Source organism: Streptomyces peucetius (genome assembly GCF_025854275.1).
Classification (GTDB): Bacteria; Actinomycetota; Actinomycetes; order Streptomycetales; family Streptomycetaceae; genus Streptomyces; species Streptomyces peucetius_A.
This window is the reverse complement of record NZ_CP107567.1, coordinates 4,603,026-4,626,033: the sequence shown is the minus strand read 5'-3', so window position 1 is coordinate 4,626,033 and position 23,008 is coordinate 4,603,026. Positions and strand designations below refer to the sequence as shown.

The window sequence follows — 23,008 nt, the reverse complement described above, 5'->3', positions numbered from 1 at the left end:
GTCATCTGACGCGGTGCGGATCCCGGCCCCCGGATACCCATGACATCGGACGCCGTGGACCACCGGCCACGGGGACGGTGGTCCACGACGTCGCACCGCGCGGAAGGACGAATCCAATTGAGACCCAAATCCCAGTACTACTCCATACTCGTCGTCGACATTGCGGAATTCGGCAGCCGTGCCAATCCTCTGCAACTCTGGCTGCGGGAAAGGCTCTACACACTCACCGAATCGGCGTTCACAGAAGCGGGTGTCGATCACCGCAGCACGCCTCGGCCCTCCGACCGCGGAGATGGCTTTTTCTGGCTCCTTCCGGGCACTGTCGACCGAACCGATCTCACCGGACGATTCGTCGAGGTCCTCAACCACCGGCTGAGGGAGCACGCCAGGACCAGCAGCGAGGAAGGTGCCCTCCGGCTGCGAGTCGCGCTGCACCAGGGCGACGTCGCAGGGGACGGTCGCGGATGGGCGGGCGAGGAACTCAACACCGCATGCCGTCTGGTGGACATCGCCCCGCTCCGCACAGCACTCGCCTCCGGTACCCGTGCCGGGCTCGCGCTAGCTGTCTCCGCGGACTGGCACCGCCAGATCGTCCGGCACGACGATCCCTCGGTGGCGAGCGAGACGTTCCGCCGCGTCCCCTTCGACGCCAAGGAAATTCAAGGGGCGTCCGCCTGGATCCGGGTGCCCGGATACGACGCCCCGCCTGGTCTGACGGAGGCGGAGACCGCGCCGCCCGCCGGGCCGGCGGCCCCCTCCGGTCGTGCGGCACCGGGTCCGGTGGCGGCCGGTCGGACGGCACCCGGCCCGGATACTGCCCCGAACCGTTCGGGCGCTGACGGTTCCGGGCCCTTCGCAGGCGCCGTGTTCGACCGCGTCGGGCAGGTCTTCGCCGGTGACCAGGTGGTGCACGGTACGCAGCACTTTCGCTGGAGCGCCGAACCGGACGACCCCGAGGACCCCGACCGCAGGCCGAAGGCAGGTGCCTGATGGCCGAGGAACCGCAAGGCGCTGCTCCGGGCCCCGCAGCCGAGCCCGCCCCCGACGGGCACGTCGCACCCGACCCCCGGCAGGGCCTGCGCGAGGGCATGTCGGCCCTGCGCGGTGTGCGCGGCGCCTCCGGGGAGCGCCTCGACGTCGAGCGCGACGCCGTCAGCGGCCTGCGCGTCTCGGCCGACCAGGTCTTCGGCGGCGACAGCTATGTCTTCAACATGGCTCCCGGCACCACGGGGCTGCGCTCCTACCGGCTGACGGCCGAGGAGCTGGACGAGGTGCGAGAGGCGTTCGTGGCGCCGGACGGTTTCGAGTCCCTGGTCCGGGAGATACAGGCCCGCACCGTCACCGTCCTCAGAGGGCGGCCGGGCACGGGCAAGGAGGCCACGGCTCGCGCCGGCCTCCACCGGGCCGGTCATCGCACGCTCCATCTGCTCGACCCCGCCGCCGATCTCGCCCGGATCGAGAAAGCCGATCTGCGGCGTGGCGCCGGCTACGTACTCGCCGGCCTCACCCAGCGCGCCGCTGACGCACTGACCCCGTTCGAACTGAGCCGGCTGGACGCCGAGCTGCGTGCATGCGACTGCCGACTGGTTCTCACCGCCACGGTCGGCGTCCAGTTCGCCGATCCCCGCGTACGGCAGCACGTCGTAGAGGTTCCCGGATCATCCGCAAGCGAGCAGATCGTCGCGGCCCACATGGGCTGGCGGCTCGGTGTTGCCGCCGCGGCGCGCAGCCGCCGGCTGCTGGCCCGGCGGGACGTACGCGAGCTGCTGCGGGAAGAGCTCGACGGAGGCGGGGCGGGCACCGCGGCCGACCTGGGCCGTGCCCTCGCCGAGGCCGCCGGTGCCGTCACGGACGACCGGGTCGCCGCCCAGGCACGTGAACGCAAGGCATTGCAGGGTGAACGGGCCGTCGCCCACTGGCTGCAGAACATGGAGGACCTGCCCCAGCAGTGCCTCGCCATCGGAATCGCGGTGTTCGGCGGCGAGGCGTACGAGATCGTCGCCGGCCTCGCCCGCGACCTGGAGGAACGACTGCAGGTCGCGGAGAGCCCCGACAATCCCGTACGGGCAAGGGGCGTCAAGCTCATCGGCACCAGGACCGCCCGGCTCGACGCCGTCCACGGCACCCTGGTCGACTCCGAGGTCGCCACCCGGCACGGTGGCGCACGCGGCAAGGTCGTCCGCTTCCGGGACCCCGGCCTCGCCGTGAAGGTACTCGAACACATCTGGAGCGAGTACGACGAGATCCGCGAGGCACTGCCCGGCTGGCTGCGCGACTCGGCGGCCGGCGTGCTCCCCACCGTCGGGGTACGGGCCGCCGTCGCCGCGGGTGTGCTGGCGCGGCACGGCTTCGAGACGGTACGGGCCCGGATCCTGCAGCCGTGGGCCGGCGACAAGGACGCCGAGCTGCGTGACGCCGCCGCGATCGCCCTGGGCGTCGCCGCGAAGGAGTCGGGGCACGCCGCCGCCGCCTACAACCTGGTGGTCGCCTGGTCCGCCGGCACCGCGTCGGCGCAACTGCAGGCCACGGCCGCGCGTGCCTGGCGGGTGGTCTTCGAGCACGACGGCGACGAGCAGGCATGGGCCTGGCTGCACCACCTCGCCGGAATCGAAGAGGTCCCCGTCGTCGAGGCGCTGTGCCGCAGCCTCACCGAGTACATGGCCCTGGATGGCGGCCGCTACCGGTCGGACGCCCTCGACCTGCTCGACCAGTGGGCCGTCACCGGCATGCACGGCACCCTGCGCAGGGCAGTGGGTGAACTGGCCTTTCTCTACGCGGCCGGTGACCTGATCGACTCGCCGGAGGCACGAACCGGCCCGTACGACACCGGCGGGACCGCCACCGAGCCACGGCTCTGGCCGGCCCTCCTCACCGCCACCGAGCGGGACGGGACGCAGCGCGCGGAGATCGCGTCGCTGTGGCGCCAGACGGTCAATTCGGCTGTCAGCTACACCGTCGCACACGAGGTGCTCACCGACTGGGCGGTCCTTGTCGAGCCCGACGCCCGTGGGCGTGCCGCCCTGGCTGCCCTGCTCCAAGTCACCGCCACCGATCGGCGGACGGAATTGATCGTTCGCCATCTGGCCGCGTCCTGGGTCAGCGGCACCGAGGGTCGCGGCGCGCCGCGGTCCGGACACCACGTCCTCACCCATCTCGACGGAAGGAGCGGCACGCCGTGACCGAACCCCGAACCCCCGAGCAACAACTCTTCACCGGACCGACGCCGGTGAGCATGGGCGACCGCGGCGGCCCCGTGCGCCCTGGCCAGGCCCTGCTGTTCAGCACCGAGGACGGTGCTCTCGTCGAACTGCCCCGCAAGCCGACTGCGTTCGGGTCGCTCCGCTATCGGTTCCGTTACGAGGTCGACCTCGTGGACCGTACGGTCGGCTGGTCGGAGCAGCTGCCCAGCGGCACCGGCGGATTTCCCTTCCAGGCCTCGTTCGAGGCCCGGTGGCGGGTCACCGACGCCGCGGAGGTGATCCGCCGGGGCATCCGGTCGGTTGCCGAGGGACACTCCGCCGTGTGTGTCGCCATGCGGGACCTGCTGTGGCCGCACGCCGCCGCGTACGGCATCGAACGGCTCCAGGAGTTCGCCGACTACGTCCGTACCTCCGTGTGCGACCGGTCACATCGGCTGCCGGTCGGGCTCACCGTGGACACGCTCGTCGTCCGGGTCTATCTCGACAGCCACGCCTCGGAGCATCTCCGGGCACTCAAGCAGAGGGAGTTCGACACCCAGATCGCCGTGGCCGAACGCGATGTCGCGCTCACCACGCAGAGCGTGGAGGCCGAGCTCCAGGCCAAGCGCGAGGAGGTGCTGCTGTCGGCGGCCCGCGGCGAAGGCGGGCTGCTGCTGCACCTGATCGCACAGGACCCTTCGAAGCTGCACGAGATCATGTCGGAACTCGGCAACCGGCACGACGTGGCGGTCGAGCAGAAGGCCCAGATGCTGCGGGACCTGGTCGGAGCAGGCATGATCCAGCCGGCGGAGGCGCAGCATCTTTGGCACGAGATGCAGCGGCCGACACAGCTCTTCGGTCACGGGACCGGCGGCACCGCCACGCTGCCCGCTCCGGCCGCGGGGACGTCCCCCGCACCCGCCGCCCAGCTCCCGCCGGGTGCGGGGCCCGTAACGACTGTGCAGACAGGGCCTTCGGCCGGAACAGGCCCGGCGGTGCAGGCGGCGCAGCCCACACAGCCCGCCGTTGTGGCGGGCATGGTGGTCCCGCCGACCGGCGCGACGCCGCCGCCCCGCCCCCGCCGCCGCCCCGGCTCGGCATCTCCTGCGGGTGAACCGCCCGCGGTGCCGACGCAGGTGACACCGGCGACGGCCGGTCCGGACGGGGCGGCCGGTACCGAGCAGAACGCTCCCGTGCAGGGCGGTGCGGCGAGTTCACCGGGGTCCTCGACGAAACCGTCCCCGCCGGGCGACGGCTCCGGCGGGGGTGCGGCCGCGAGCGGCGGCTCCGCCAACGTCACCGGAGCGACCCTGGTCGGGCGTCGCCGCAGCGGCCGGGGTGGCGGGCAGAGCGGGCCGGGGGCGGCCTCGTGAGGTCGCATCAGGGCCAGCACCGCGCCACGGATCCGCCGTGGGAGCCGACGGACGGTGGCGCCCGTCCGGGCACGGGCCGCCTTTCCCGCCGTCGGCGGCTGACGCTGACCTTCGTCGTGGTGAGCACTCTGTTCCTTTCGGGGGGGAGCCTCTTGTTCGGATGGAAAGGTCTCGGCGTCACAGCCCTGACCACCGGTGCGGTGACGGGATTCTGCTGGCGGCATCTGCGCCCGGATGTGCCGGAAAAGCTCCAGGAGCACTGGCGGGGCGAGGCCCGGGCACCAGGCCCGCCCCGGCCACCCGGGCAGAACGACCGGCACGGAGACGGCTCCGGTCCTGCCGCTCCACGAGTCGGACCTCAGGGCGAGGCCACCGACCGGTACGGAGAGGAGGGTGCCCAACGTGTGCCCGTCCCGTACGAACCGCCGGACCTGCACCCCGTCGCGCACGGGTCCGCCCCGCTCGGTGCCGTTCGGCACACCGAGGGGCCGGGCGCCCGGCACGGCGCCGCACCGCGGCAGCTGTCGCCCGGCGGGCCGGCCGGCGAGCAGCCGGCACCCGACGGGCCGCCCCTGTCCGTCGCTCCGGAGGATGACGGCCCACCCGTGCTGCTGAAGTCCTCCCGGGCTTCCCGGGCGCCATGGCTGCTGCCCGCCGAACCGGCCCCGCACGGGCTGGCGGCGGACGAGGCCGTGCTCGGCGGGCTCGTGGTCAGGGCCGGGTCCGTGATCGGCCCCGGCCACCGGGGGCAGGGGAAACCGCGACAGGACGCCTACCGCATCGGCAGGGACCGGGCCGGTCACCACCTGGTGATCGCCGTGGCGGACGGCATGTCGGACAGCGCGCACTCGGACGTCGGCGCGCAAGTGGCCGTGTCGGCGCTGGTCAACTCACTGCGTACGGCACTGGACTCCGGAACCCCGCTGGAGCGGCTCGACCACCGCGAGGCGTTCCTCGCCGCTGCCGGGCAGATGGACGCGGTGGCCGGCCAGCGCAACTGGGACGCCGACCAGGTGCGGGCCGTCGCCGTCGCCGCGGTGGTGCCCGCGCTGCCGCACGAGAACGGCCGGCGCAGGGTGTGGCTCGCCGCGATCGCCGATGTGAGTGCCTGGCGGCTGTGCCAGGGCCGATGGGAGCGGCTCATCGGCGAGGAGAAGGGCGGGTTCGACCCGTCGGCCGTCTCCGACTACCTGCCGCACCGCCCCGACGGTGTCTCGTGGGGGATCGCAGAACTCGAGGCCGACTGCGCGCTGGCGGTGACAACCGACGGAGTCGGCGACGCCCTGGCAGCCGGACCCGAGGCGCGGCGCTGGTTCGCCGAACGGTGGGCCCGCCCGCCGGCTCTCGGGACGTTCCTGGGTCAGGTCGGTTTCGATCAGGTCCAGATGCACGACGACCGTACGGCCGTCGTGGTCTGGTGCGGGGACAGGGGGCGACCCGCGTGAGGACCTGGTCCGACAGCCCATTCCGTTCCCGGGTGGAGATCGGCGATGTCCCGCAGGACACGGTGATCGCCCGGGACAACGGCGAGTCCCGGCTGGTCTACGAGATCGCGGGCCACCCCGGCTGGCTCGCCAAGATCTACAAGCAGCCAGCCGGAGCGGAGCGTTCCTCGGATCTGCAGCGCCTCGTCTATCTGCCGACCGTTATGTCACAGGACGACCAGGCGTTGGTCGACCGTTCCCTTTCCTGGCCCACGACGCGCATCCACGACGGCCCCGACCTCGTCGGCGTGGTGATGGCGAAGGCACCGGACCCGTTCTACGCCCGGCTCAAGGCGCCGTCCGGCCGACAGGACTCGGCACCACTCGAGCTGGACTGGCTGGCCTCCGCCCCGGCCAAGTGCGAGGCTGCCGGGCTCCGGCCGCCCGACACCGGCGTGCGCATCCGGGCGGTGCGCGAACTTCTGGAAGCCGGTGCGCTGTTCGCGCGCCACGACCTCGTGTACGCGGACTGGTCGTACCGCAACACGCTCTGGAACCACCGCACCGGCCAGGTCTTCGTCATCGACATGGATTCCTGTGGCATCGGCACCAGGGACTGGGTCGAGTCGTACGGCTGGCAGGACCCGCTGTTCCCGGACCGGTCTCGGCGGCTGACCGTCCACAGCGACCGCTACAAGCTCGCCGTGATGGCGGTACGCTGCCTCACCGCTGTCCGGCAGGACCCCTTGGCCGCGCACCGCGAGCTGGTTGCCACCACAGGTTCCGACGCGTTCACGGACGCGCTCGGAGAAGCCCTGAAGGCCACCCGCGAAACCGACCGGCCGGACCCGGAACAGTTGCTCGCGGCGCTTCGCCGGACCCGCGACACCACCGCCGCGCACCCGGGCACGCCCGCGCCCTCCCCGCGAGCCCCGTCGAGCAATGTCACCGGCGGGATCAAGGTCGGGCCGACCAAGGCGGCCCGCAAGCCCGCGTCCGGCTCCGACACGGCCGGTGGCGGAGCCGCCAATGTAACGGGAAAGGTCGATCTCCGGGGCCGGCTCGCCGCACGCACAACGGCGCCGGGCCGGAGTGCCCCACGACCACCCGCACCGCCGGCGTCGCCCGCGCCGCCGGCTCCGGAACCCGAACCGACGGCCACGACGGTTCGGCGATCCGCCATCACGCCGGGGCGCGGCCTGTCCCGGGCAGCGGCCCGCCCCGGCGCGCCGCGCTCCCGTGCGGCGGCGGCCGCCGCACGGCCGACGCCTGCCCGGCGCACGCGACCCGGCAAGGGCGTGTCCGCATCGAAGGTCCTCGCGGCCCTGGCGGCCCTGATCGCCGCCTTGTACTGCATCACCCACTTCGTCCTCGGCTGGGTCTGATCCCAGGCCGCCTGACAACTTACGGAGACACCATGAGCGAGTACGGCCCGGAGGCCTCGTCGACCGGTTTCAAGGCGAAGGGGCTTCCGACCTATCTGGTACTGGACACATCGGGGTCGATGAAGCGCCACGAGCAACTGCTCAACGCAACCCTGCTGAAGATCTACGACACCCTCTACACCAGTCCGCAGCTGTCGGAGTTCATCCACCTGTCGGTGATCTCCTTCAACACCCAGCCGCACGTCGTGACCGCGATGACGGACATCGAGACCCTGGAGACCCTGCCCACGGTCTCCTGCGAGGGCTTGACCAACGTCGGCCCGATGCTCGAACTCGTACGCGCCCGGATCACGGAGGATGTCAGGACTCTGTCCGAGGCCGGCACCGAAGTGCTGCGCCCCGTGGTGTTCCTGCTGACCGACGGCATTCCGACCGACGAGCCCCGGGGTGCCTGGAAGCGTGACCTCGACGCGCTGCAGGACCGTTCCTGGAAGCCCCGGCCGAACATCATCACGTACGGCTTCGGCGATGCGAGCGAGGCGGTGCTGAGCACCATCGCCACGGCGGCGGCCTACATCGCGGAGGACAACGGGGAGCACACCGGGGCGGCGCTGTCCGAGGCCATGAGCAGCCTGCTGAACTCGTTGGTGGCGTCCGCCCGCGTGCAGAGCCTCCAGGTCCCTGAGGAGGTCAAGGGGTACCGGACCCTACCGCTGGATTTCGTGGGCTGACGTCGCGAGCCGGCACCGGGCACCGCATGCGCGGGCACCCTTGCGCGCGCATGCGGCCCCTCCTCGGGCCCGACGCCCTACGCGGTGATGTCCTTCGTGGTGAAGCGGGCCCAGGCCGCAGAGCCGAACACCGCCGCGTACACGGCCTGCAGGCCCAGGTTCCGCAGGACCTCGTCCCACAGGAGCGGCTCGCGCATCAGGTCCGCGAAGGACAGCCAGTAGTGCGGGAAGAGATAGGGGTGGACGGCGTCCAACTGCGGGATCGTGTCCAGGATCTGCACGGTGATCAGCAGTCCCACGGTGGTCGCCATCGCCGCGATGCCGCTGGTCGTGAGGGTCGACACGAACAGTCCGACGGCCGCCAGGCCCACCAGTGACCCGGCGACGACCGCCGCGATCAGCAGGGCGCGCCAGAGCCCTTCCGTGAACGGCACCGGGACGCCGGAGATCGTCGTGACATCGCCCAGCGGGAAGAACAGCGTCCCCACGGCGAGTGCCGACAGGGCCACGACCAGGGTCGCGACCAGGCAGAAGGCGCAGACGGCGGTGAACTTGGCCAGCAGCAGCCTGGTCCGTCCGGCCGGGGCGACCAGCAGATAGCGCAGTGTGCCGGCGTTCGCCTCGCCGGCGACGGAGTCCCCGGCGACGACACCGACCGCCATCGGCAGGAAGACGGGCAGCGTCGCGGCGAGGGCCGCGAACACCAGGAACAGTCCGTTGTTGGTGATCTGGGTGACGAAGGCCGGCCCGGTGCCGCCCTCGCCCGGGCCGCCGACCGTGCCGCCGCCGCTCGTCTCGATCCTGACGGCGACACCGATCAGGACCGGTACGGCCGCCAGCACGCCGAGCAGGGCGAGCGTGCGCCAGCGGCGGAAGGTCAGCGTCAGCTCGGAGCGGAACAGTCCGAGCGAGCGCAGCGGTCCGCGGGTGCGCGGGGCGACCGGCGCCGCCGTCTCAGCCTGCGACATCGAAGCCCTCCCCGGTCAGCGCCACGAACGCGTCCTCCAGCGAGGCGCGTTCCACGCCGAAGCCCCGTACCCGCACTCCGCCGTGGACCAGGGCGGCGTTGAGCCGGGCCAGGTCCGTCTCGTCCGCCGGGGGTTCGCCGGTCACCCGGTCCCCTTCGTGGCTCACCCCGACCAGGCCCTGTTCCTTGAGGATCCGGGCCGCGTCGGCCGCGTCCGGGGTGAGGACGGTGAGCCCGCCCCGGGCGCCGGCGGCGAGGTCCGCGACCGGGCCCTGGGTGATCAGCCGTCCCTGGGCCATGACCGCGGCGTGCGTGCACACCTGCTCGATCTCGTCCAGCAGATGGGAGGAGAGGAAGACCGTGGAGCCGTCCGCGGCCAGTTCCCTCACCAGGGCGCGGATCTCGCGCATGCCCTGCGGGTCGAGACCGTTCGTCGGCTCGTCCAGCACCAGCAGCTTCCTCGGCTGCAGCAGCGCGGCGGCCAGGCCGAGGCGCTGCTTCATGCCGAGGGAGTACGCCTTGGTCTTCTTGCCCGCCGCCTGGGTGAGCCCCACCCGGTCCAGCGCGGCCGCGACCCGGGCCCGGCGGGTGCGGGGGTCGGCGGTGGGGTCGGCCGCGTCGTAGCGCAGCAGGTTGTCCCGGCCGCTGAGGAACCCGTACAGCGCCGGGCCCTCGATCAGCGCGCCCACGTGCGGGAGGACGGTGCCCGCGGAGCGGGGCATGGGGCGGCCGAGGACGGTGGCGCGGCCGGCGGTGGGCTCGATGAGACCCATCAGCATGCGGATGGTGGTCGTCTTGCCCGACCCGTTCGGCCCGAGGAACCCGTAGACGCTGCCGGGCGGCACGCTGAGGTCGAGCCGGTCGACGGCCGGTTGTCCGCCCCGGTAGCGCTTGGTGAGGCCGTGGGTCTCGATGACGGCGGTCACCGGGCTCTCCCTCCTTTTTGGGGCTCGGTTCGCCTCCGGGGCGCTTTGTGCGAGTGCCGACGGTCGATCGTGCTCGGTCCCTCGTTCCTCGGGACCTCCGCGCGTTCTCCCTTTCGGCACCCGCGCGCCCCTTCGGCTCACTCGCCGGCGCCCCGGGCTGCCGCCGGCCGTTCTACTTGCCCTCGTTCGCTGCCTTCACCAGGGCGTCCTTGGTCACGGCGCCGGCGTAGACCGTGCCGTCGTCCGTCATCAGGACGTTGACCAGACGCGTCGTGAAGACCGTGCCGGAGCCGAACTTGCCTTCCACCTTGTCGCCGAGCGCGTCGAGGAACTGCTGGGCCTGAGCCGGGACGTCGTCCTCGCCGGACGTCGGGCCGCCCGGCGCCGCGCCGCCCGGGCCCTCGATCTTGGCGATGGACGTCCAGCCCTCGCCGATCACGTCGAGGCCCCCGAGGTCCTTGAGGTCCTTGAACTCCTCGGGCGCCCGCTCCGGTGCCTTCCCGTGCGCCGTCTCGTCGGCCTCCGTCACCTTGGCGCCCTTGGGCGGGGTGAAGTCGAAGGTCGAGGCGGCCGGCCGGGTGAAGTCGACCTTGGTGAAGCCCGCGTCGATCACGGCCTTGCCGCCGCTGCTCGGCGTGAGCGTGAACTTGAGCGGCACGCCGTGCTCCGCGTCGACCGCGACGGTGACGGAGCCGATCGTCGAGCCGGCCTGCTTCGGCTTGACGACCAGCTTGTACGCGTCGCGGCCGGCGACCTGGGAGGTGCCGCCGACGGTGATGGACGTGGTGTCGTCGGCGGCCTTCAGCACCTCGTCGGCGAGGTCCTTGGGCGTGGTCGGGAGATCCTTCGGCAGGTCCTCGGGGACCCTGCCGTCCTTGCCGTCACCGCCTTCGCCCTGTCCCTCGTCCGTGGCGTGGTAGACCTCGTTCGAGGCGCTGTCGTAGCCCCACACCTCGTCGCCGTTGTGGATGAGGCTGTACTCGGAGGAGTCCTGGAGGATGGACACCTTCTGCCGGTCGGGGCCGTCGGCGGCGACCCGCAGGGTGTGGGTGCCGGTGACGAGTTCCGTCAGCTTGTCCTCGGGGGCGGCCGACGAGCCCTCGCCGTCCTCACCGCCGACCGCGCCGGCGAGACCGGCGAACGACGGCAGGCCGAGGTCGGTGCTGATCTTCACCGTGCCGGAGAACTGCTCGGTGTCCGACGCGGCCATCTTCTCGATGAGTTCCTGAGCACTGATCTTCGGCAGATCAGGGTCACCGGAGGCAGCGAGCGCCGGGACGAGCCCGATGGTCGCCGCCGCCACTGTGGCCACCGCGACCGGGACGAGGTAGCGGGCGGCCCTGTGGGGCCCCGCTGCGAGGTCCTTGGCCTCTTCGGTGGTCTGTGTGCTGTCGTTCGGTGCCATGGTGTGCCCTACCTCCGGGGTTGTCAGGGGTGGTGCCATCCATATGACCAAATGAGCGGTCCGGAAGCGTCAGACCGCGGGCGCAACTTGACGTACCTCTCTGGGATGAGACGCGGCGTCGGCAACTCCCCCGTCCCGTAAGGGACCGGCGCGTCAGCCGGCGCGGTGGACCACCGCGTCGCACAGCTCCTCCAGCGCGGCCTTGGCCGAGCAGTCCGGCAGTGGGGCGAGCAGCGCCCGCGCCTCCTGCGCGTAGCGCACGGTGTCCCTGCGGGCCTGCTCGAGCGCCGGGTGGACGCGCAGCCGGCGCAGTGCCTCCGCGTGCCGGACGTCGTCGGTCAGGTCGCTCTCCAGGAGCGCCACCAGCTCCAGGTCGTCCGGCCGGCCCTCGGCCTCTGCCAGGGCGCGCAGCCGCAGCACGGGCAGGGTCGGAACGCCTTCGCGCAGATCGGTGCCGGGGGTCTTGCCCGACTCGTGCGAGTCGGACGCGATGTCGAGCACGTCGTCGGCGAGCTGGAAGGCGACGCCGAGCCGCTCGCCGTACTGGGTCAGGATGTCGATGACACGGTCGTCGGCGCCGGACATCATCGCGCCGAAGCGCACGGACACGGCGACGAGGGAGCCCGTCTTGCCGGACATGACGTCGAGGTAGTGGTCCACGGGGTCGCGGCCGTCGCGCGGACCCGCGGTCTCCAGGATCTGACCGGTCACCAGCCGCTCGAACGCCTTCGCCTGGATGCGTACGGCCTCCGGCCCGAGGTCGGCCAGGATGTGGGAGGCGCGGGCGAACAGGAAGTCGCCGGTCAGCACCGCCACCGAGTTGTCCCAGCGGGTGTTGGCGCTGGGGACACCGCGCCGCACGTCCGCCTCGTCCATGACGTCGTCGTGGTACAGCGTCGCGAGATGAGTGAGCTCGACGACCACGGCGGAGGGCACGATCCCCGGCGCGTACGGGTCTCCGAACTGCGCCGCGAGCATCACCAGCAGCGGCCGGAAACGCTTTCCGCCCGCGCGCACCAGGTGCTGCGCCGCCTCCGTGATGAAGGGGACCTCGCTCTTCGTGGCATCGAGCAGGCCCGCCTCGACGGCCGACAAACCGGTCCGGACATCGGCCTCAAGAGCCTGGTCCCGCACGCTCAGCCCGAACGGCTCGACGACGGTCACGAGGAGATCTCCTGTCTGCTGACGATCACACGGATTGTCGATGTGTCGCTGGATTCACTCAAGTCAGCGTATCCGGTCGCCTTTCGATCACCATGAGCGCCTTCCCGCCGCGCCCATATGTTCGAGAACGGCATGAATGATAAAGAATGCGGCATTTGATCGGTACGGTCGGAGCACGCTCCGCCCGTGCCTGTCCCTCCCCCCCTCCCGCGCCGCCGAGGTCCCGCAATGCGCATCCGTACCGACTTCCCGTACGAGACGGTCCACGCGGATGTCCGTGTCCCGCTGCCGGACGGCACCCGGCTGCACGCGCGTGTGTGGCGGCCGGTCACCGACGAGCCGGTGCCCGCGCTGCTCGAGTACGCGCCGCACCGGCTCACCGACGCGACGGCGGTGCGCGACGGCGAGCGCCACCCCTGGTACGCGGGCCACGGCTATGCCTCCGTACGGGTCGACGTCCGCGGCCACGGGAACAGCGAGGGCGTCCCGGGCGGCGAGTACGACGCGATCGAGTTGGCCGACGGCGTCACCGTGATCGAGTGGCTGTCGCGCCGTCCGTGGTGCAGCGGGCGGGTCGGCATGTTCGGGATCGGCCGGGGCGCCCGGAACGCCCTGCGGATCGCGGCGCTCGCCCCGGGGCCGCTGCGGGCCGTGGTCGTCGTGGACGCGACGGACGACCCGTACGACAACGACGGCCCCTATGTCGGCGGATGCGTCGCCGGGCAGGGGCTGCACTCCAAAGCCGCCGAGCGGCTCGCCCTCGCGGCCCGGCCGCCGGACCCGCTGCACGCGGGCGACGAGTGGCTCGCCATGTGGCTGGCGCGGCTGGAGTCCCTGAGACCCGTCGTCCACACCTGGCTCGGCCATCGGCTGCGCGACGAGTACTGGTTGAGCGCCGGGGTCAGCGACGACACCGCCGCGGTGGCGGCGGCCGTACTGGCGGTGAGCGGTCTGCACGACCCGGGCCGGGACACGGTCCTCAGACTGGTCGAGCGGCTGCCGTCGGACCGGGTACGGGGCCTGATCGGGCCCTGGCAGCACCAGTACCCCGACCGGGCGCCGGAGCGAGGAGGCCACAGGCAGGCCATCGGCTTCCTGCAGGAGACGCTGCGCTGGTGGGACCAGTGGCTGAAGGACGGCAGGGACACCGGGGTGATGTCCGAGCCGCTGCTGCGCTGCCGGCTCGAAGCGGCCGGGCCGGCACAGGGCCGCTGGGCGGGTGAGCCGGCCTGGCCCTCCCCGAACGTCACCGTCGTCCCTCACTCACTGGGCGGCGGCCCGGTCGTCGTCGGCTCCCCCCGGCACACGGGGGTGGACGCCGGCCGCTACCGGCCCGCCGGGCACGAGGCCGACCTGCCGCCGGACCAGCGGGAGGAGGACGCCCGGTCGGTGTGCTTCGAGTTCCCCGTCGGCGAGGACCCGGTCGCCGTCCTCGGCCGGCCCCGGGTCACGCTGCGGCTGTCGGCCGAAGGCCCGGACGGCGTCGCGGTGGCCCGGCTCTGCGACATCGCCCCCGACGGCGCCGCCACGCTCGTCACCCGCGGCGCGCTGAACCTCGCGGCCCGCGAGGGGCCGGACCGGGCGGTGCCCTGGCCCGTCGGCGCCACCGAGGACGTGAGCTTCGACCTGGCCGCGGCCGGCCACGTCTTCGCGCCGGGGCACCGTATCCGGCTCGCCGTGTCGTGTGCGTACTGGCCCTGGGTCTGGCCCCATCCCGGCCCGGCGGGCTTCACGCTGGACCCGGCGGGGTCCCGGCTCGACCTGCCGGTCCGCGAACCGACGGGCGAGACGGTCGGCTTCGCGGAGCCCGAGCACGCCCAGCCGCCGGCGGTCGCCGTCCCGCAGACCCTCGACGCGCCACGGTCGCGGCTGCTGCTCGTCCGCGACGTGCCGGCCGGACGCTGGACCCTGGAGGCGACACCGCACCGGGGCGGCACCCACATCCACCCCGACGGCCTGGAGTACACCGAGGAGTGCCACGAGACGTACACGGTCGAGGAGGCCGACCCGCTGTCCGCCCGCACCCGGTCCGAGTGGGTGATCAGGCTGCACCGGCCGGAGGAGGCGTGGGACGTGCACGTCTGGGCGCGTTCCGAAATCCACCGGGACGAGGCGGGTTTCCTCACGTCCGACGAGCTGGTGTGCAGGAGCGGCGACGAGATCGTCTTCCACCGCACCTGGGAGAGACGCATCGGCCGGCCCGCCGGCTGAACAGGCCGCCGGGCACACTGCCGGGGCCGCCGGACCGCCACGTAACGTGTCCCCCACATCCGTGGAAAGCGAGGCAAGCACCGATGCCCGAGCAGAGCCCGCTCGATCTCCCCGAGGGCGATCCCTTCGGCCCGCACAACCTTCCGTACGGCGTCTTCACCACGGCCGGCGAACCCGAGCGCCGCAGGCTCGGTGTCCGGATCGGGAGCCATGTGCTCGATGCCGGGGCAGCGGCCCACGCACTCGGCTCGCCGTACGCCGGTCTGCTGGCGCAGCCGAGTCTCAACCCGCTGCTTGCGGCCGGGCGTACGGCGTGGCGCGATGTGCGCAGGGCCCTCACCGCATGGGTGACGGTGCCGGCGCACCGGCCCGACATAGAGCCGCTGCTGCACCCGCTGGACGCCGTGACGATGCACCTCCCGTACGAGGTGGCGGACTACGTCGACTTCTACGCGAGCGAGCACCACGCCACCAACGTGGGCCGGATCTTCCGCCCCGACGGCGACGCGCTCACCCCCAACTGGAAGCACCTGCCGATCGGTTACCACGGCCGTGCCGGCACGGTCGTGGTCTCGGGCACCGACGTCGTGCGTCCGTCGGGGCAGCGGAAGACGCCCGCCGACGCCGCGCCGGTGTTCGGCCCTTCGGTGAAGCTCGACATCGAGGCGGAGGTCGGCTTCCTCGTCGGCACGCCCTCCCCGCTCGGCAGTCCCGTCGCCCTCGGGGACTTCCGCGACCATGTCTTCGGGACGTTCCTGCTCAACGACTGGTCGGCGCGTGACCTCCAGGCCTGGGAGTACGTGCCGCTCGGCCCGTTCCTCGGCAAGTCCTTCGCCACGTCGGTCGCCGCCTGGGTGACCCCACTGGAGGCGCTGGACGCGGCCAGGACCGCGCCGCCCGCCCGTGACGTCCCGCTGCTGCCCTACCTCGACGACTCGGAGGCGGAGGAGCCGGGCGGCTTCGACGTCCGGATCTCGGTGGCGATCAACGGCCGGCTCGTCTCCGAGCCGCCGTTCGCCACGATGTACTGGACGGCGGCCCAGCAGCTGGCCCACATGACCGTGAACGGCGCCTCGCTCCGCACGGGTGACGTCTACGGCTCCGGCACGGTCAGCGGCCCCGAGGTGAACCAGCGGGGCTCGCTGCTGGAACTCACCTGGAACGGCCGCGACGCCTTCGAACTCCCGGAGGGCAAGCGGACCTTCCTGGAGGACGGCGACGAGGTGACCATGACGGCATGGGCGCCCGGACCGGACGGCGTACGGGTCGGCCTCGGCGAGGTCACCGGCCGGATCGTGCCCGCGGTCTGAGCCGCTCCGTCCGGGTCCCCCTCTTCGGGGGAGGGGGACCCGAACTGCGGCCGCCGTGGCGTACGGCCCGGCCGTCAGCTCTCCACGAGCCTGACCACGAGCGCGAACGCCCCGCAGGCCAGCACGACCAGTGCGAACGCCGCCTTCCACGGACGGCGGCCGCGCACCAGGTCCCGGGCCGCCCCGGCGACCGCGACCGCCGCGCACATCATGCCCAGCCCACCGGCCACCGCCGCGGTCCAGTAGGCCCAGGCGTGCTCCCCGAGGAAGCGGAGCAGCAGCAGGGCGGGGAGCAGGAGAACCAGGGGCCAGGTGTGGTCGTCGCCTGGCTCCTTCGCCGCCTCGGCCCGGATCTCCTGGTCGGTCATGACGTCCCCTCGTTCGACGGATGTTGGTTCCGCCTGGTAGGACGGCCTCTCGCGTGGCTGGGTTGCCCGACACGGCAGAGGCCCGGCTCCCCCGGCTCAGGGGTGCCGGGCCTTCGCGCGGCCCCCTCAGCCGCGCCCCGCCGTGGTCACCGAGGCCCTCGTGGTCACCGGGGCCGCCGTGGTCACTCGGCCCGCCAGAGCGCCGGGACCGACGGCGGTTCCCAGCCGGGCTGGGCCACATGCCCCTGGAGACACACGTATGCGCCGCCCCCATGGGTGACCCGTGCCCCGGGCGCGTAGGTCGTGCCCACGGCCCAGGTGCCGCCCGGTGGCGGTGTGGTGGGGCTCCCGGTCGGGCCCGGGTTCTGCGGGACGTCGAGCACGAAGTCGAAGGCCGCTTCCCTCACGCCGCCGCTCTCGCGCACGGTCATCAGCAGCCGCGGGTCGAACAGCGAGTCGGTGTTGTTACTCCCGTGAGGCCCGACAGGGCGTCGCCCCGGGTAATACCGTAGTACCGCGCATCGCTGCCGTTCCCTCTCACACCGGCCATTAGGTCCAGACAACTGGCACCGTCCGGGCGGCTCAGGTCAACACAGCGTGACTCGTTCACACGTGCGCAGGGTGTTGATCCGTTTGTGCCCGATACGCTGGACGTGCCCGCGAGACTCCGTCGCATGGGAGCACTGATGAGCGTGGAACCGACGGCAAAGCAGGCCGACTGGCCGGTCCCGCCCGTGGGCGGCTGGATCGCCGACGACCTGGACAAGCTTCCCAACCTGCCTCCGCACACGGAGCTGATCGACGGTAGCCTTGTCTTCGTAAGTCCGCAGACCCTTTTCCACGAGCGAGCGGTCGACTTCTTCAAGTGGCAGCTGCAGTCGCTGGCACCGGACGACTTCGAGGTCGTCCGCGAGTTCACCATCGACGTGGACCGGCAGAACCGCCCCGAGCCCGATGTGATCGTCGTGCCCGAGCATGTGATCCAGGACGCGGAGCAGACCCGCTTCCCGGCCCAGACGGTGCTGCTGGCCGTCGAGGTCGTCTCCGCGGAGTCGCTGACCCGGGACCGGGAGACCAAGCCCGTGAAGTACGCGCGCGCCAAGATCCCGCACTACTGGCGGGTGGAGAACGTCGAGGGAAAGACGGTCGTGTACACCTTCGAGCTGGAGCCGAACACCGGCGAGTACCGGTCCACGGGCATTCACCGCGGCCGGATGACGGTGGACGCCCCGTTCCCCGTCGATCTGGATCTCACGGCGATCACGCCCAAGCGCAGGCGGTCCCGCGAGCAGTAGGTGAGTGCCGCAGTGGCGGAACACGCCGAAGGTCCGGCCCCTCCCCCGAGGAGACGCCGGACCTTCTCGCTGTGCGGCCCGCCCGTCAGCGCACGAACACGCCCGCCTGGCTCGCCAGGTCCAGGAAGTACTGGGGGGCGAGGCCGAGCACCAGCGTCACCGCGACGCCGACGCCGATGGTCGTCATCGTCAGCGGCGAGGGGACGGCGACCGTGGGGCCCTCCGGCTTCGGCTCGCTGAAGAACATCAGCACGATGACCCGGATGTAGAAGAACGCGGCGATCGCGGACGAGATCACGCCCACCACGACCAGCGCTCCCGCGCCGCCCTCCGCCGCCGCCTTGAAGACGGCGAACTTGCCGGAGAAGCCGGAGGTCAGCGGGATGCCGGCGAAGGCCAGCAGGAACACCGCGAAGACCGCCGCCACCAGCGGCGAACGGCGTCCGAGACCGGCCCACTTGGACAGGTGCGTCGCCTCGCCGCCCGCGTCGCGCACCAGCGTGACGACGGCGAACGCGCCGATGGTCACGAAGGAGTAGGCGAGCAGGTAGAAGAGGACGGACGAGATGCCCTCGGGGGTCGTGGCGATCACACCGGCGAGGATGAAGCCGGCGTGGGCGATCGAGGAGTACGCCAGCAGCCGCTTGATGTCGGTCTGGGTGATGGCGACGATCGCGCCGCCCAGCATGGTGACGATCGCGACCGCCCACATGACGGGCCGCCAGTCCCAGGCCATGCCCGGCAGGACCACGTACAGCAGGCGCAGCAGCGCACCGAACGCGGCGACCTTGGTGGCCGCGGCCATGAAGCCGGTGAGCGGGGTCGGCGCGCCCTGGTAGACGTCGGGCGTCCACATGTGGAACGGCACCGCGCCGACCTTGAACAGCAGGCCCATGAGGATCAGCGCGCCGCCGATCAGCAGCAGCGCGTCGTTGCCCATGGTGTCGGCGAGCGCCGGGTCGATGGTGCGGACGCTGCCCTCGACGACCTCGGCGATCCGGGCGTACGAGACGGAGCCCGCGTAGCCGTAGACGAGGGCGATGCCGAAGAGCAGGAACGCGGAGGAGAACGCGCCCAGCAGGAAGTACTTCACCGCGGCCTCCTGCGACATGAGCCGCTTGCGGCGGGCCACCGCGCACAGGAGGTAGAGCGGGAGGGAGAAGACCTCGAGCGCGATGAACAGCGTCAGCAGGTCGTTGGCCGCCGGGAAGACCAGCATGCCGGCGATCGCGAACAGCACCAGCGGGAACACCTCGGTGGTGGTGAACCCGGCCTTGACCGCGGCCTTCTCGTGTTCGCTGCCGGGTACGGCGGCGGCCTCCGCGGCGAACGAGTCGACGCGATTGCCGTGGGCGACCGGGTCGAGCCGGCGCTCGGCGAAGGTGAAGACCGCGACCAGCGAGGCCAGCAGGATCGTGCCCTGGAGGAACAGGGCCGGGCCGTCGACCGCGATGGCGCCCATCGCCGCGATCTGCTTCTCGGTCGTGGCGTACCCGCTCGCGGCGAGCCCGACGATCGCCGCGAACGCGGCCGTGAGGGCGACGACGGTGAGGAACACCTGTGTGTAGTAACGAGCCCGGCGTGGGACGAACGCCTCCACGAGGATGCCCAGGACCGCCGCACCGACGACGATCAGCACGGGTGCCAGCTGTGCGTACTCGATGTGGGGCGCGGGGATCCTGCCGAGCGGCTCGACATCCGCAGCCGTTGTCCACAGGTTGTGGACAGCTGTAGCGCTCACTTGGCCGCCTCCACATCGGGCCGGGGGTCCTGCTTCTGAACGTCGGACATCGTGTGCTCCACGGCCGGGTCGATGATCTCCGTCAGCGGCTTCGGGAAGACACCGAGGAAGAGCAGCAGTGCGATCAGCGGGGCGACGACCGCCAGTTCACGAGCCCTGAGGTCCGGCATCTTGCGCACCTCGGCCTTCACCGGCCCGGTCATCGTCCGCTGGTAGAGGACGAGGGTGTAGAGCGCGGCGAGCACGATGCCGATGGTGGCGATGATCCCGACGACGGGGTAGGCGGCGAACGTGCCCACCAGGACCAGGAACTCACTGACGAACGGCGCGAGCCCCGGCAGCGAGAGCGTGGCCAGACCACCGATCAGGAAGGTGCCGGCAAGCACGGGCGCGACCTTCTGCACGCCGCCGTAGTCGGCGATGAGCCGCGAACCGCGCCGCGAGATGAGGAAGCCGGCCACCAGCATCAGCGCCGCCGTGGACAGTCCGTGGTTGACCATGTAGAGCGTCGCGCCGGACTGGCCCTGGCTGGTCATCGCGAAGATGCCCATGATGATGAAGCCGAAGTGGGACACCGACGCATAGGCGATCAGACGCTTGATGTCGCGCTGGCCGACCGCGAGCAGCGCGCCGTAGACGATGCTGATCAGCGCCAGCACCAGCACGGCGGGTGTGGCCCACTTCGACGCCTCGGGGAACAGCTGGAGGCAGAAGCGCAGCATCGCGAAGGTGCCGACCTTGTCGACGACCGCGGTGATCAGCACGGCCACCGGGGCGGTCGCCTCGCCCATGGCGTTGGGCAGCCAGGTGTGCAGCGGCCACAGCGGCGCCTTGATCGCGAAGGCGAAGAAGAAGCCCAGGAACAGCAGCCGCTCGGTGTTGGTCGCCATCTCCAGTTCGCCGCTCGCCCGCGCCTGGGCGATCTCGGAGAGCGAGAAGCTGCCCGCGACCACGTACAGACCGATGACCGCGGCCAGCATGATCAGTCCGCCGGCCAGGTTGTAGAGCAGGAACTTCACGGCCGCGTAGGACCGCTGGGCCGCCGCGTTCTCGTCGGTGCCCGCGTGGGCACGGTCGCCGAAGCCGCCGATGAGGAAGTACATCGGGATCAGCATGGCTTCGAACAGGATGTAGAAGAGGAAGACGTCGGTGGCCTCGAAGGAGAGGATCACCATCGCCTCGACCATCAGGATCAGGGCGAAGAAGCCCTGGGTCGGCCGCCAGCGGGACGATTTGGTCTCCAGCGGGTCGGCGTCGTGCCAGCCGGCGAGGATCACGAACGGGATCAGCAGCGCGGTCAGCGCCACCATCACGACCCCGATGCCGTCCACGCCGAGCTCGTAGCGGACGCCGAAGTCGGCGATCCAGGCGTGGGACTCGGTGAGCTGGTACCGGTCGCCGCCCGGCTCGAACCGTACGAGCACGATCGCGGCGAGCACGAGCGTGCCCAGCGAGACCAGCAGCGCCAGCCACTTGGCCGCGGTCCGCTTGCCGGCCGGTACGGCGGCGGTGGCGATGGCCCCGAGAGCCGGGAGCACCGCCGTGGCCGTCAGAATCGGAAAGGACATTGTCAGACCGCCCTCATCAGCAGGGTGGCGGCGATCAGGATCGCCGTACCGCCGAACATCGAGACCGCGTAGCTGCGGGCGTAGCCGTTCTGCAGCTTGCGCAGCCGGCCGGAGAGCCCGCCGAACGTGGCGGCCGTCCCGTTCACCACTCCGTCGACCAGGCTGTGGTCCACGTAGACCAGGGACCGGGTGAGGTGCTCGCCGCCGCGGACCAGGACCACGTGGTTGAAGTCGTCCTGGAGGAGATCGCGGCGGGCGGCCCGGGTGAGCAGCGAGCCGCGCGGTGCGGTGACCGGCACCGGCCGGCGCCCGTACATCAGGTAGGCGATCAGGGCGCCGGCCAGCAGGACCACCATCGTCGCGGTGGTGATGGCCGGGACGCTGATCACCGGGTGCGGGTGCTCGAACTCGGTGACCGGGGCGAGCCAGTTGGCGAACCGGTCGCCGATGGAGAAGAACGCCCCCGCGAAGACCGACCCGAAGGCCAGCACGATCATCGGGATCGTCATGGACTTCGGCGACTCGTGCGGGTGCGGCATCTCGCCGGGGTGAGCCTCCACGCCCGGCTCGACACTCGCCGCCTTGTCCGGGTCGGGCGCCGGCTGCCAGCGCTTCTCCCCGAAGAAGGTCAGGATCATCACGCGCGTCATGTAGAACGCGGTGATGCCCGCGCCGAGGAGTGCCACCCCGCCGAAGATCCAGCCTCGGATGCCGTCGTCGTAGGCGAACGCCGCCTCGATGATCTTGTCCTTGGACCAGAACCCGGACAGACCCGGGAAACCGATGATGGCCAGATAGCCGAGACCGAAGGTGACGAAGGTGATCGGCATGTACTTGCGCAGACCGCCGTACTTCCTCATGTCCACCTCGTCGTTCATGCCGTGCATGACCGAACCGGCGCCGAGGAAGAGCCCGGCCTTGAAGAAGCCGTGCGTCACCAGGTGCATGATCGCGAAGGCGTATCCGATCGGGCCGAGGCCGGCCGCCAGGATCATGTAGCCGATCTGCGACATCGTCGAACCGGCCAGCGCCTTCTTGATGTCGTCCTTCGCACAACCGACGATCGCACCGAACAGGAGCGTGACCGCACCCACGACGACGACCGCGAGCTGCGCGTCCGGCGCGGCGTTGAAGATCGCACCGGAGCGGACGATGAGGTAGACGCCCGCGGTGACCATGGTGGCGGCGTGGATGAGGGCCGAGACCGGGGTCGGGCCCTCCATCGCGTCACCGAGCCAGGACTGCAGCGGCACCTGGGCGGACTTGCCGCACGCGGCGAGCAGCAGCATCAGGCCGATGGCCGTCAGCATGCCTTCCGAGGTCTCACCCGTGGACTGAAGCACCGGGCCGAAGGCGAACGTGCCGAAGGTGGTGAACATCAGCATGATCGCGATCGACAGGCCCATGTCGCCGACCCGGTTGACGAGGAACGCCTTCTTCGCCGCGGTCGCCGCGCTCGGCTTGTGCTGCCAGAAACCGATCAGCAGGTAGGACGCGAGACCGACGCCCTCCCAGCCCATGTACAGCAGCAGGTAGTTGTCGGCGAGGACCAGCAGGAGCATCGCCGCGAGGAACAGGTTGAGGTAGCCGAAGAAGCGGCGGCGCCGCTCGTCGTGCTCCATGTAACCGATCGAGTAGATGTGGATCAGCGTGCCCACACCGGTGATCAGCAGGACGAAGGTCATCGACAGCTGGTCGAGCTGGAAGGCGATGTCCGCCTGGAAGCCCTCGACGGGGACCCAGCTGAACAGCCTCTGGTGCAGGGCGCGTTCCTCGCCGCCCTTGCCGAGCATGTCCGCGAACAGTACGGCGCCGACGACGAACGAGGCCGCGGCGAGCAGGGTGCCCAGCCAGTGGCCGGTCTTGTCGAGGCGGCGTCCGCCGCAGAGCAGGACCGCCGCTCCGAGCAGTGGCGCCGCGACGAGCAGCGCAATCAGGTTCTCCACGATTCTTCCGACCCC

At 71.5% G+C, this 23,008-nt stretch carries 17 protein-coding genes and 1 pseudogene; 9 read left to right on the top strand and 9 right to left on the bottom strand.

Translation table 11 applies throughout. The features are described from left to right. The first annotated feature begins 117 nt into the window (after positions 1–117). The 6 genes from OGH68_RS21355 to OGH68_RS21330 all read left to right on the top strand — a co-directional run bounded on the left by OGH68_RS21355 (position 118) and on the right by OGH68_RS21330 (position 8,092). Positions 118–990 (top strand): hypothetical protein, encoded by an 873-nt coding sequence (locus tag OGH68_RS21355; protein WP_264246350.1) that lies wholly within the window; start codon positions 118–120, stop codon positions 988–990. Continuing rightward, entirely contained in the window at positions 990–3,179 is a 2,190-nt protein-coding gene (locus OGH68_RS21350) for a hypothetical protein (protein ID WP_264246348.1), read from the top strand. The genes OGH68_RS21355 and OGH68_RS21350 overlap by 1 nt, the downstream gene beginning before the upstream one ends. Continuing rightward, a complete protein-coding gene (locus OGH68_RS21345) occupies positions 3,176–4,552 on the top strand; it encodes a hypothetical protein (protein ID WP_264246346.1) in 1,377 nt (458 codons plus the stop codon). Before OGH68_RS21350 ends, OGH68_RS21345 begins: the two co-directional genes overlap by 4 nt. A gap of 404 nt (positions 4,553–4,956) precedes the next feature. Next, positions 4,957–5,997, top strand: coding sequence for a protein phosphatase 2C domain-containing protein (locus OGH68_RS21340; protein WP_264246343.1), 1,041 nt, complete (start codon positions 4,957–4,959; stop codon positions 5,995–5,997). A gap of 32 nt (positions 5,998–6,029) precedes the next feature. Continuing rightward, positions 6,030–7,361 (top strand): hypothetical protein, encoded by a 1,332-nt coding sequence (locus tag OGH68_RS21335; RefSeq protein ID WP_264246341.1) that lies wholly within the window; start codon positions 6,030–6,032, stop codon positions 7,359–7,361. A 32-nt stretch (positions 7,362–7,393) separates the two neighbouring features. Continuing rightward, entirely contained in the window at positions 7,394–8,092 is a 699-nt protein-coding gene (locus tag OGH68_RS21330; protein ID WP_264246339.1) for a vWA domain-containing protein, read from the top strand. Between the two features lie 77 nt (positions 8,093–8,169). Here OGH68_RS21330 and OGH68_RS21325 read toward each other — a convergent pair whose 3' ends face one another. From OGH68_RS21325 to OGH68_RS21310, 4 genes are all read right to left on the bottom strand, one after another. Continuing rightward, positions 8,170–9,060, bottom strand: coding sequence for an ABC transporter permease (locus OGH68_RS21325; protein ID WP_264246337.1), 891 nt, complete (start codon positions 9,058–9,060; stop codon positions 8,170–8,172). After that, a complete protein-coding gene (locus tag OGH68_RS21320) occupies positions 9,047–9,985 on the bottom strand; it encodes an ABC transporter ATP-binding protein (protein ID WP_264246335.1) in 939 nt (312 codons plus the stop codon). The genes OGH68_RS21325 and OGH68_RS21320 overlap by 14 nt, the downstream gene beginning before the upstream one ends. A 172-nt stretch (positions 9,986–10,157) precedes the next feature. Continuing rightward, the gene (locus OGH68_RS21315; RefSeq protein WP_264246333.1) at positions 10,158–11,390 is read right to left on the bottom strand and encodes a LolA family protein; all 1,233 of its coding nucleotides are present in this window, start codon (positions 11,388–11,390) and stop codon (positions 10,158–10,160) included. Positions 11,391–11,543: 153 nt separating this feature from the next. After that, a complete protein-coding gene (locus OGH68_RS21310) occupies positions 11,544–12,554 on the bottom strand; it encodes a polyprenyl synthetase family protein (protein ID WP_264246330.1) in 1,011 nt (336 codons plus the stop codon). A gap of 228 nt (positions 12,555–12,782) precedes the next feature. On the opposite strand from OGH68_RS21310, the gene OGH68_RS21305 reads away from it, so the two are divergent. Both OGH68_RS21305 and fahA read left to right on the top strand, forming a co-directional pair. Then, positions 12,783–14,765 (top strand): CocE/NonD family hydrolase, encoded by a 1,983-nt coding sequence (locus tag OGH68_RS21305; protein ID WP_264246328.1) that lies wholly within the window; start codon positions 12,783–12,785, stop codon positions 14,763–14,765. Between the two features lie 83 nt (positions 14,766–14,848). After that, positions 14,849–16,075, top strand: coding sequence for a fumarylacetoacetase (gene fahA / locus OGH68_RS21300; RefSeq protein WP_264246325.1), 1,227 nt, complete (start codon positions 14,849–14,851; stop codon positions 16,073–16,075). A 74-nt stretch (positions 16,076–16,149) separates the two neighbouring features. Here the strand turns inward: fahA and OGH68_RS21295 are convergent, their stop codons facing one another. Beyond that, entirely contained in the window at positions 16,150–16,443 is a 294-nt protein-coding gene (locus OGH68_RS21295) for a hypothetical protein (protein WP_264246322.1), read from the bottom strand. A 182-nt stretch (positions 16,444–16,625) separates the two neighbouring features. Continuing rightward, positions 16,626–16,910 (bottom strand): annotated as a pseudogene (locus OGH68_RS21290) (carbohydrate-binding protein); the annotation flags it as partial. Between the two features lie 219 nt (positions 16,911–17,129). Between OGH68_RS21290 and OGH68_RS21285 the strand changes: the two are divergent. Then, a complete protein-coding gene (locus OGH68_RS21285) occupies positions 17,130–17,738 on the top strand; it encodes a Uma2 family endonuclease (RefSeq protein WP_264250203.1) in 609 nt (202 codons plus the stop codon). 85 nt (positions 17,739–17,823) lie between these two features. Here OGH68_RS21285 and nuoN read toward each other — a convergent pair whose 3' ends face one another. Genes nuoN through nuoL form a run of 3 tightly spaced genes read right to left on the bottom strand, consistent with a single transcriptional unit; the run spans position 17,824 to position 22,993 of the window. Then, positions 17,824–19,479, bottom strand: a complete 1,656-nt coding sequence (gene nuoN, locus OGH68_RS21280; protein ID WP_264246320.1) for an NADH-quinone oxidoreductase subunit NuoN — start codon at positions 19,477–19,479, stop codon at positions 17,824–17,826. Continuing rightward, positions 19,476–21,047, bottom strand: coding sequence for an NADH-quinone oxidoreductase subunit M (locus tag OGH68_RS21275; protein WP_264246318.1), 1,572 nt, complete (start codon positions 21,045–21,047; stop codon positions 19,476–19,478). Before OGH68_RS21275 ends, nuoN begins: the two co-directional genes overlap by 4 nt. 2 nt (positions 21,048–21,049) lie before the next feature. Further along, positions 21,050–22,993 (bottom strand): NADH-quinone oxidoreductase subunit L, encoded by a 1,944-nt coding sequence (gene nuoL, locus OGH68_RS21270; RefSeq protein ID WP_264246316.1) that lies wholly within the window; start codon positions 22,991–22,993, stop codon positions 21,050–21,052. Between the last annotated feature and the right edge of the window lie 15 nt (positions 22,994–23,008).

Coding starts and splice junctions, on each gene's coding strand:
- OGH68_RS21315 (WP_264246333.1), bottom strand. CDS start 11,390: ATGGCACCGAACGACAGCACACAGACCACCGAAGAGGCCAAGGACCTC.
- OGH68_RS21275 (WP_264246318.1), bottom strand. CDS start 21,047: ATGTCCTTTCCGATTCTGACGGCCACGGCGGTGCTCCCGGCTCTCGGG.
- OGH68_RS21325 (WP_264246337.1), bottom strand. CDS start 9,060: ATGTCGCAGGCTGAGACGGCGGCGCCGGTCGCCCCGCGCACCCGCGGA.
- fahA (WP_264246325.1), top strand. CDS start 14,849: ATGCCCGAGCAGAGCCCGCTCGATCTCCCCGAGGGCGATCCCTTCGGC.
- OGH68_RS21295 (WP_264246322.1), bottom strand. CDS start 16,443: ATGACCGACCAGGAGATCCGGGCCGAGGCGGCGAAGGAGCCAGGCGAC.
- OGH68_RS21350 (WP_264246348.1), top strand. CDS start 990: ATGGCCGAGGAACCGCAAGGCGCTGCTCCGGGCCCCGCAGCCGAGCCC.
- OGH68_RS21305 (WP_264246328.1), top strand. CDS start 12,783: ATGCGCATCCGTACCGACTTCCCGTACGAGACGGTCCACGCGGATGTC.
- OGH68_RS21330 (WP_264246339.1), top strand. CDS start 7,394: ATGAGCGAGTACGGCCCGGAGGCCTCGTCGACCGGTTTCAAGGCGAAG.
- OGH68_RS21285 (WP_264250203.1), top strand. CDS start 17,130: ATGAGCGTGGAACCGACGGCAAAGCAGGCCGACTGGCCGGTCCCGCCC.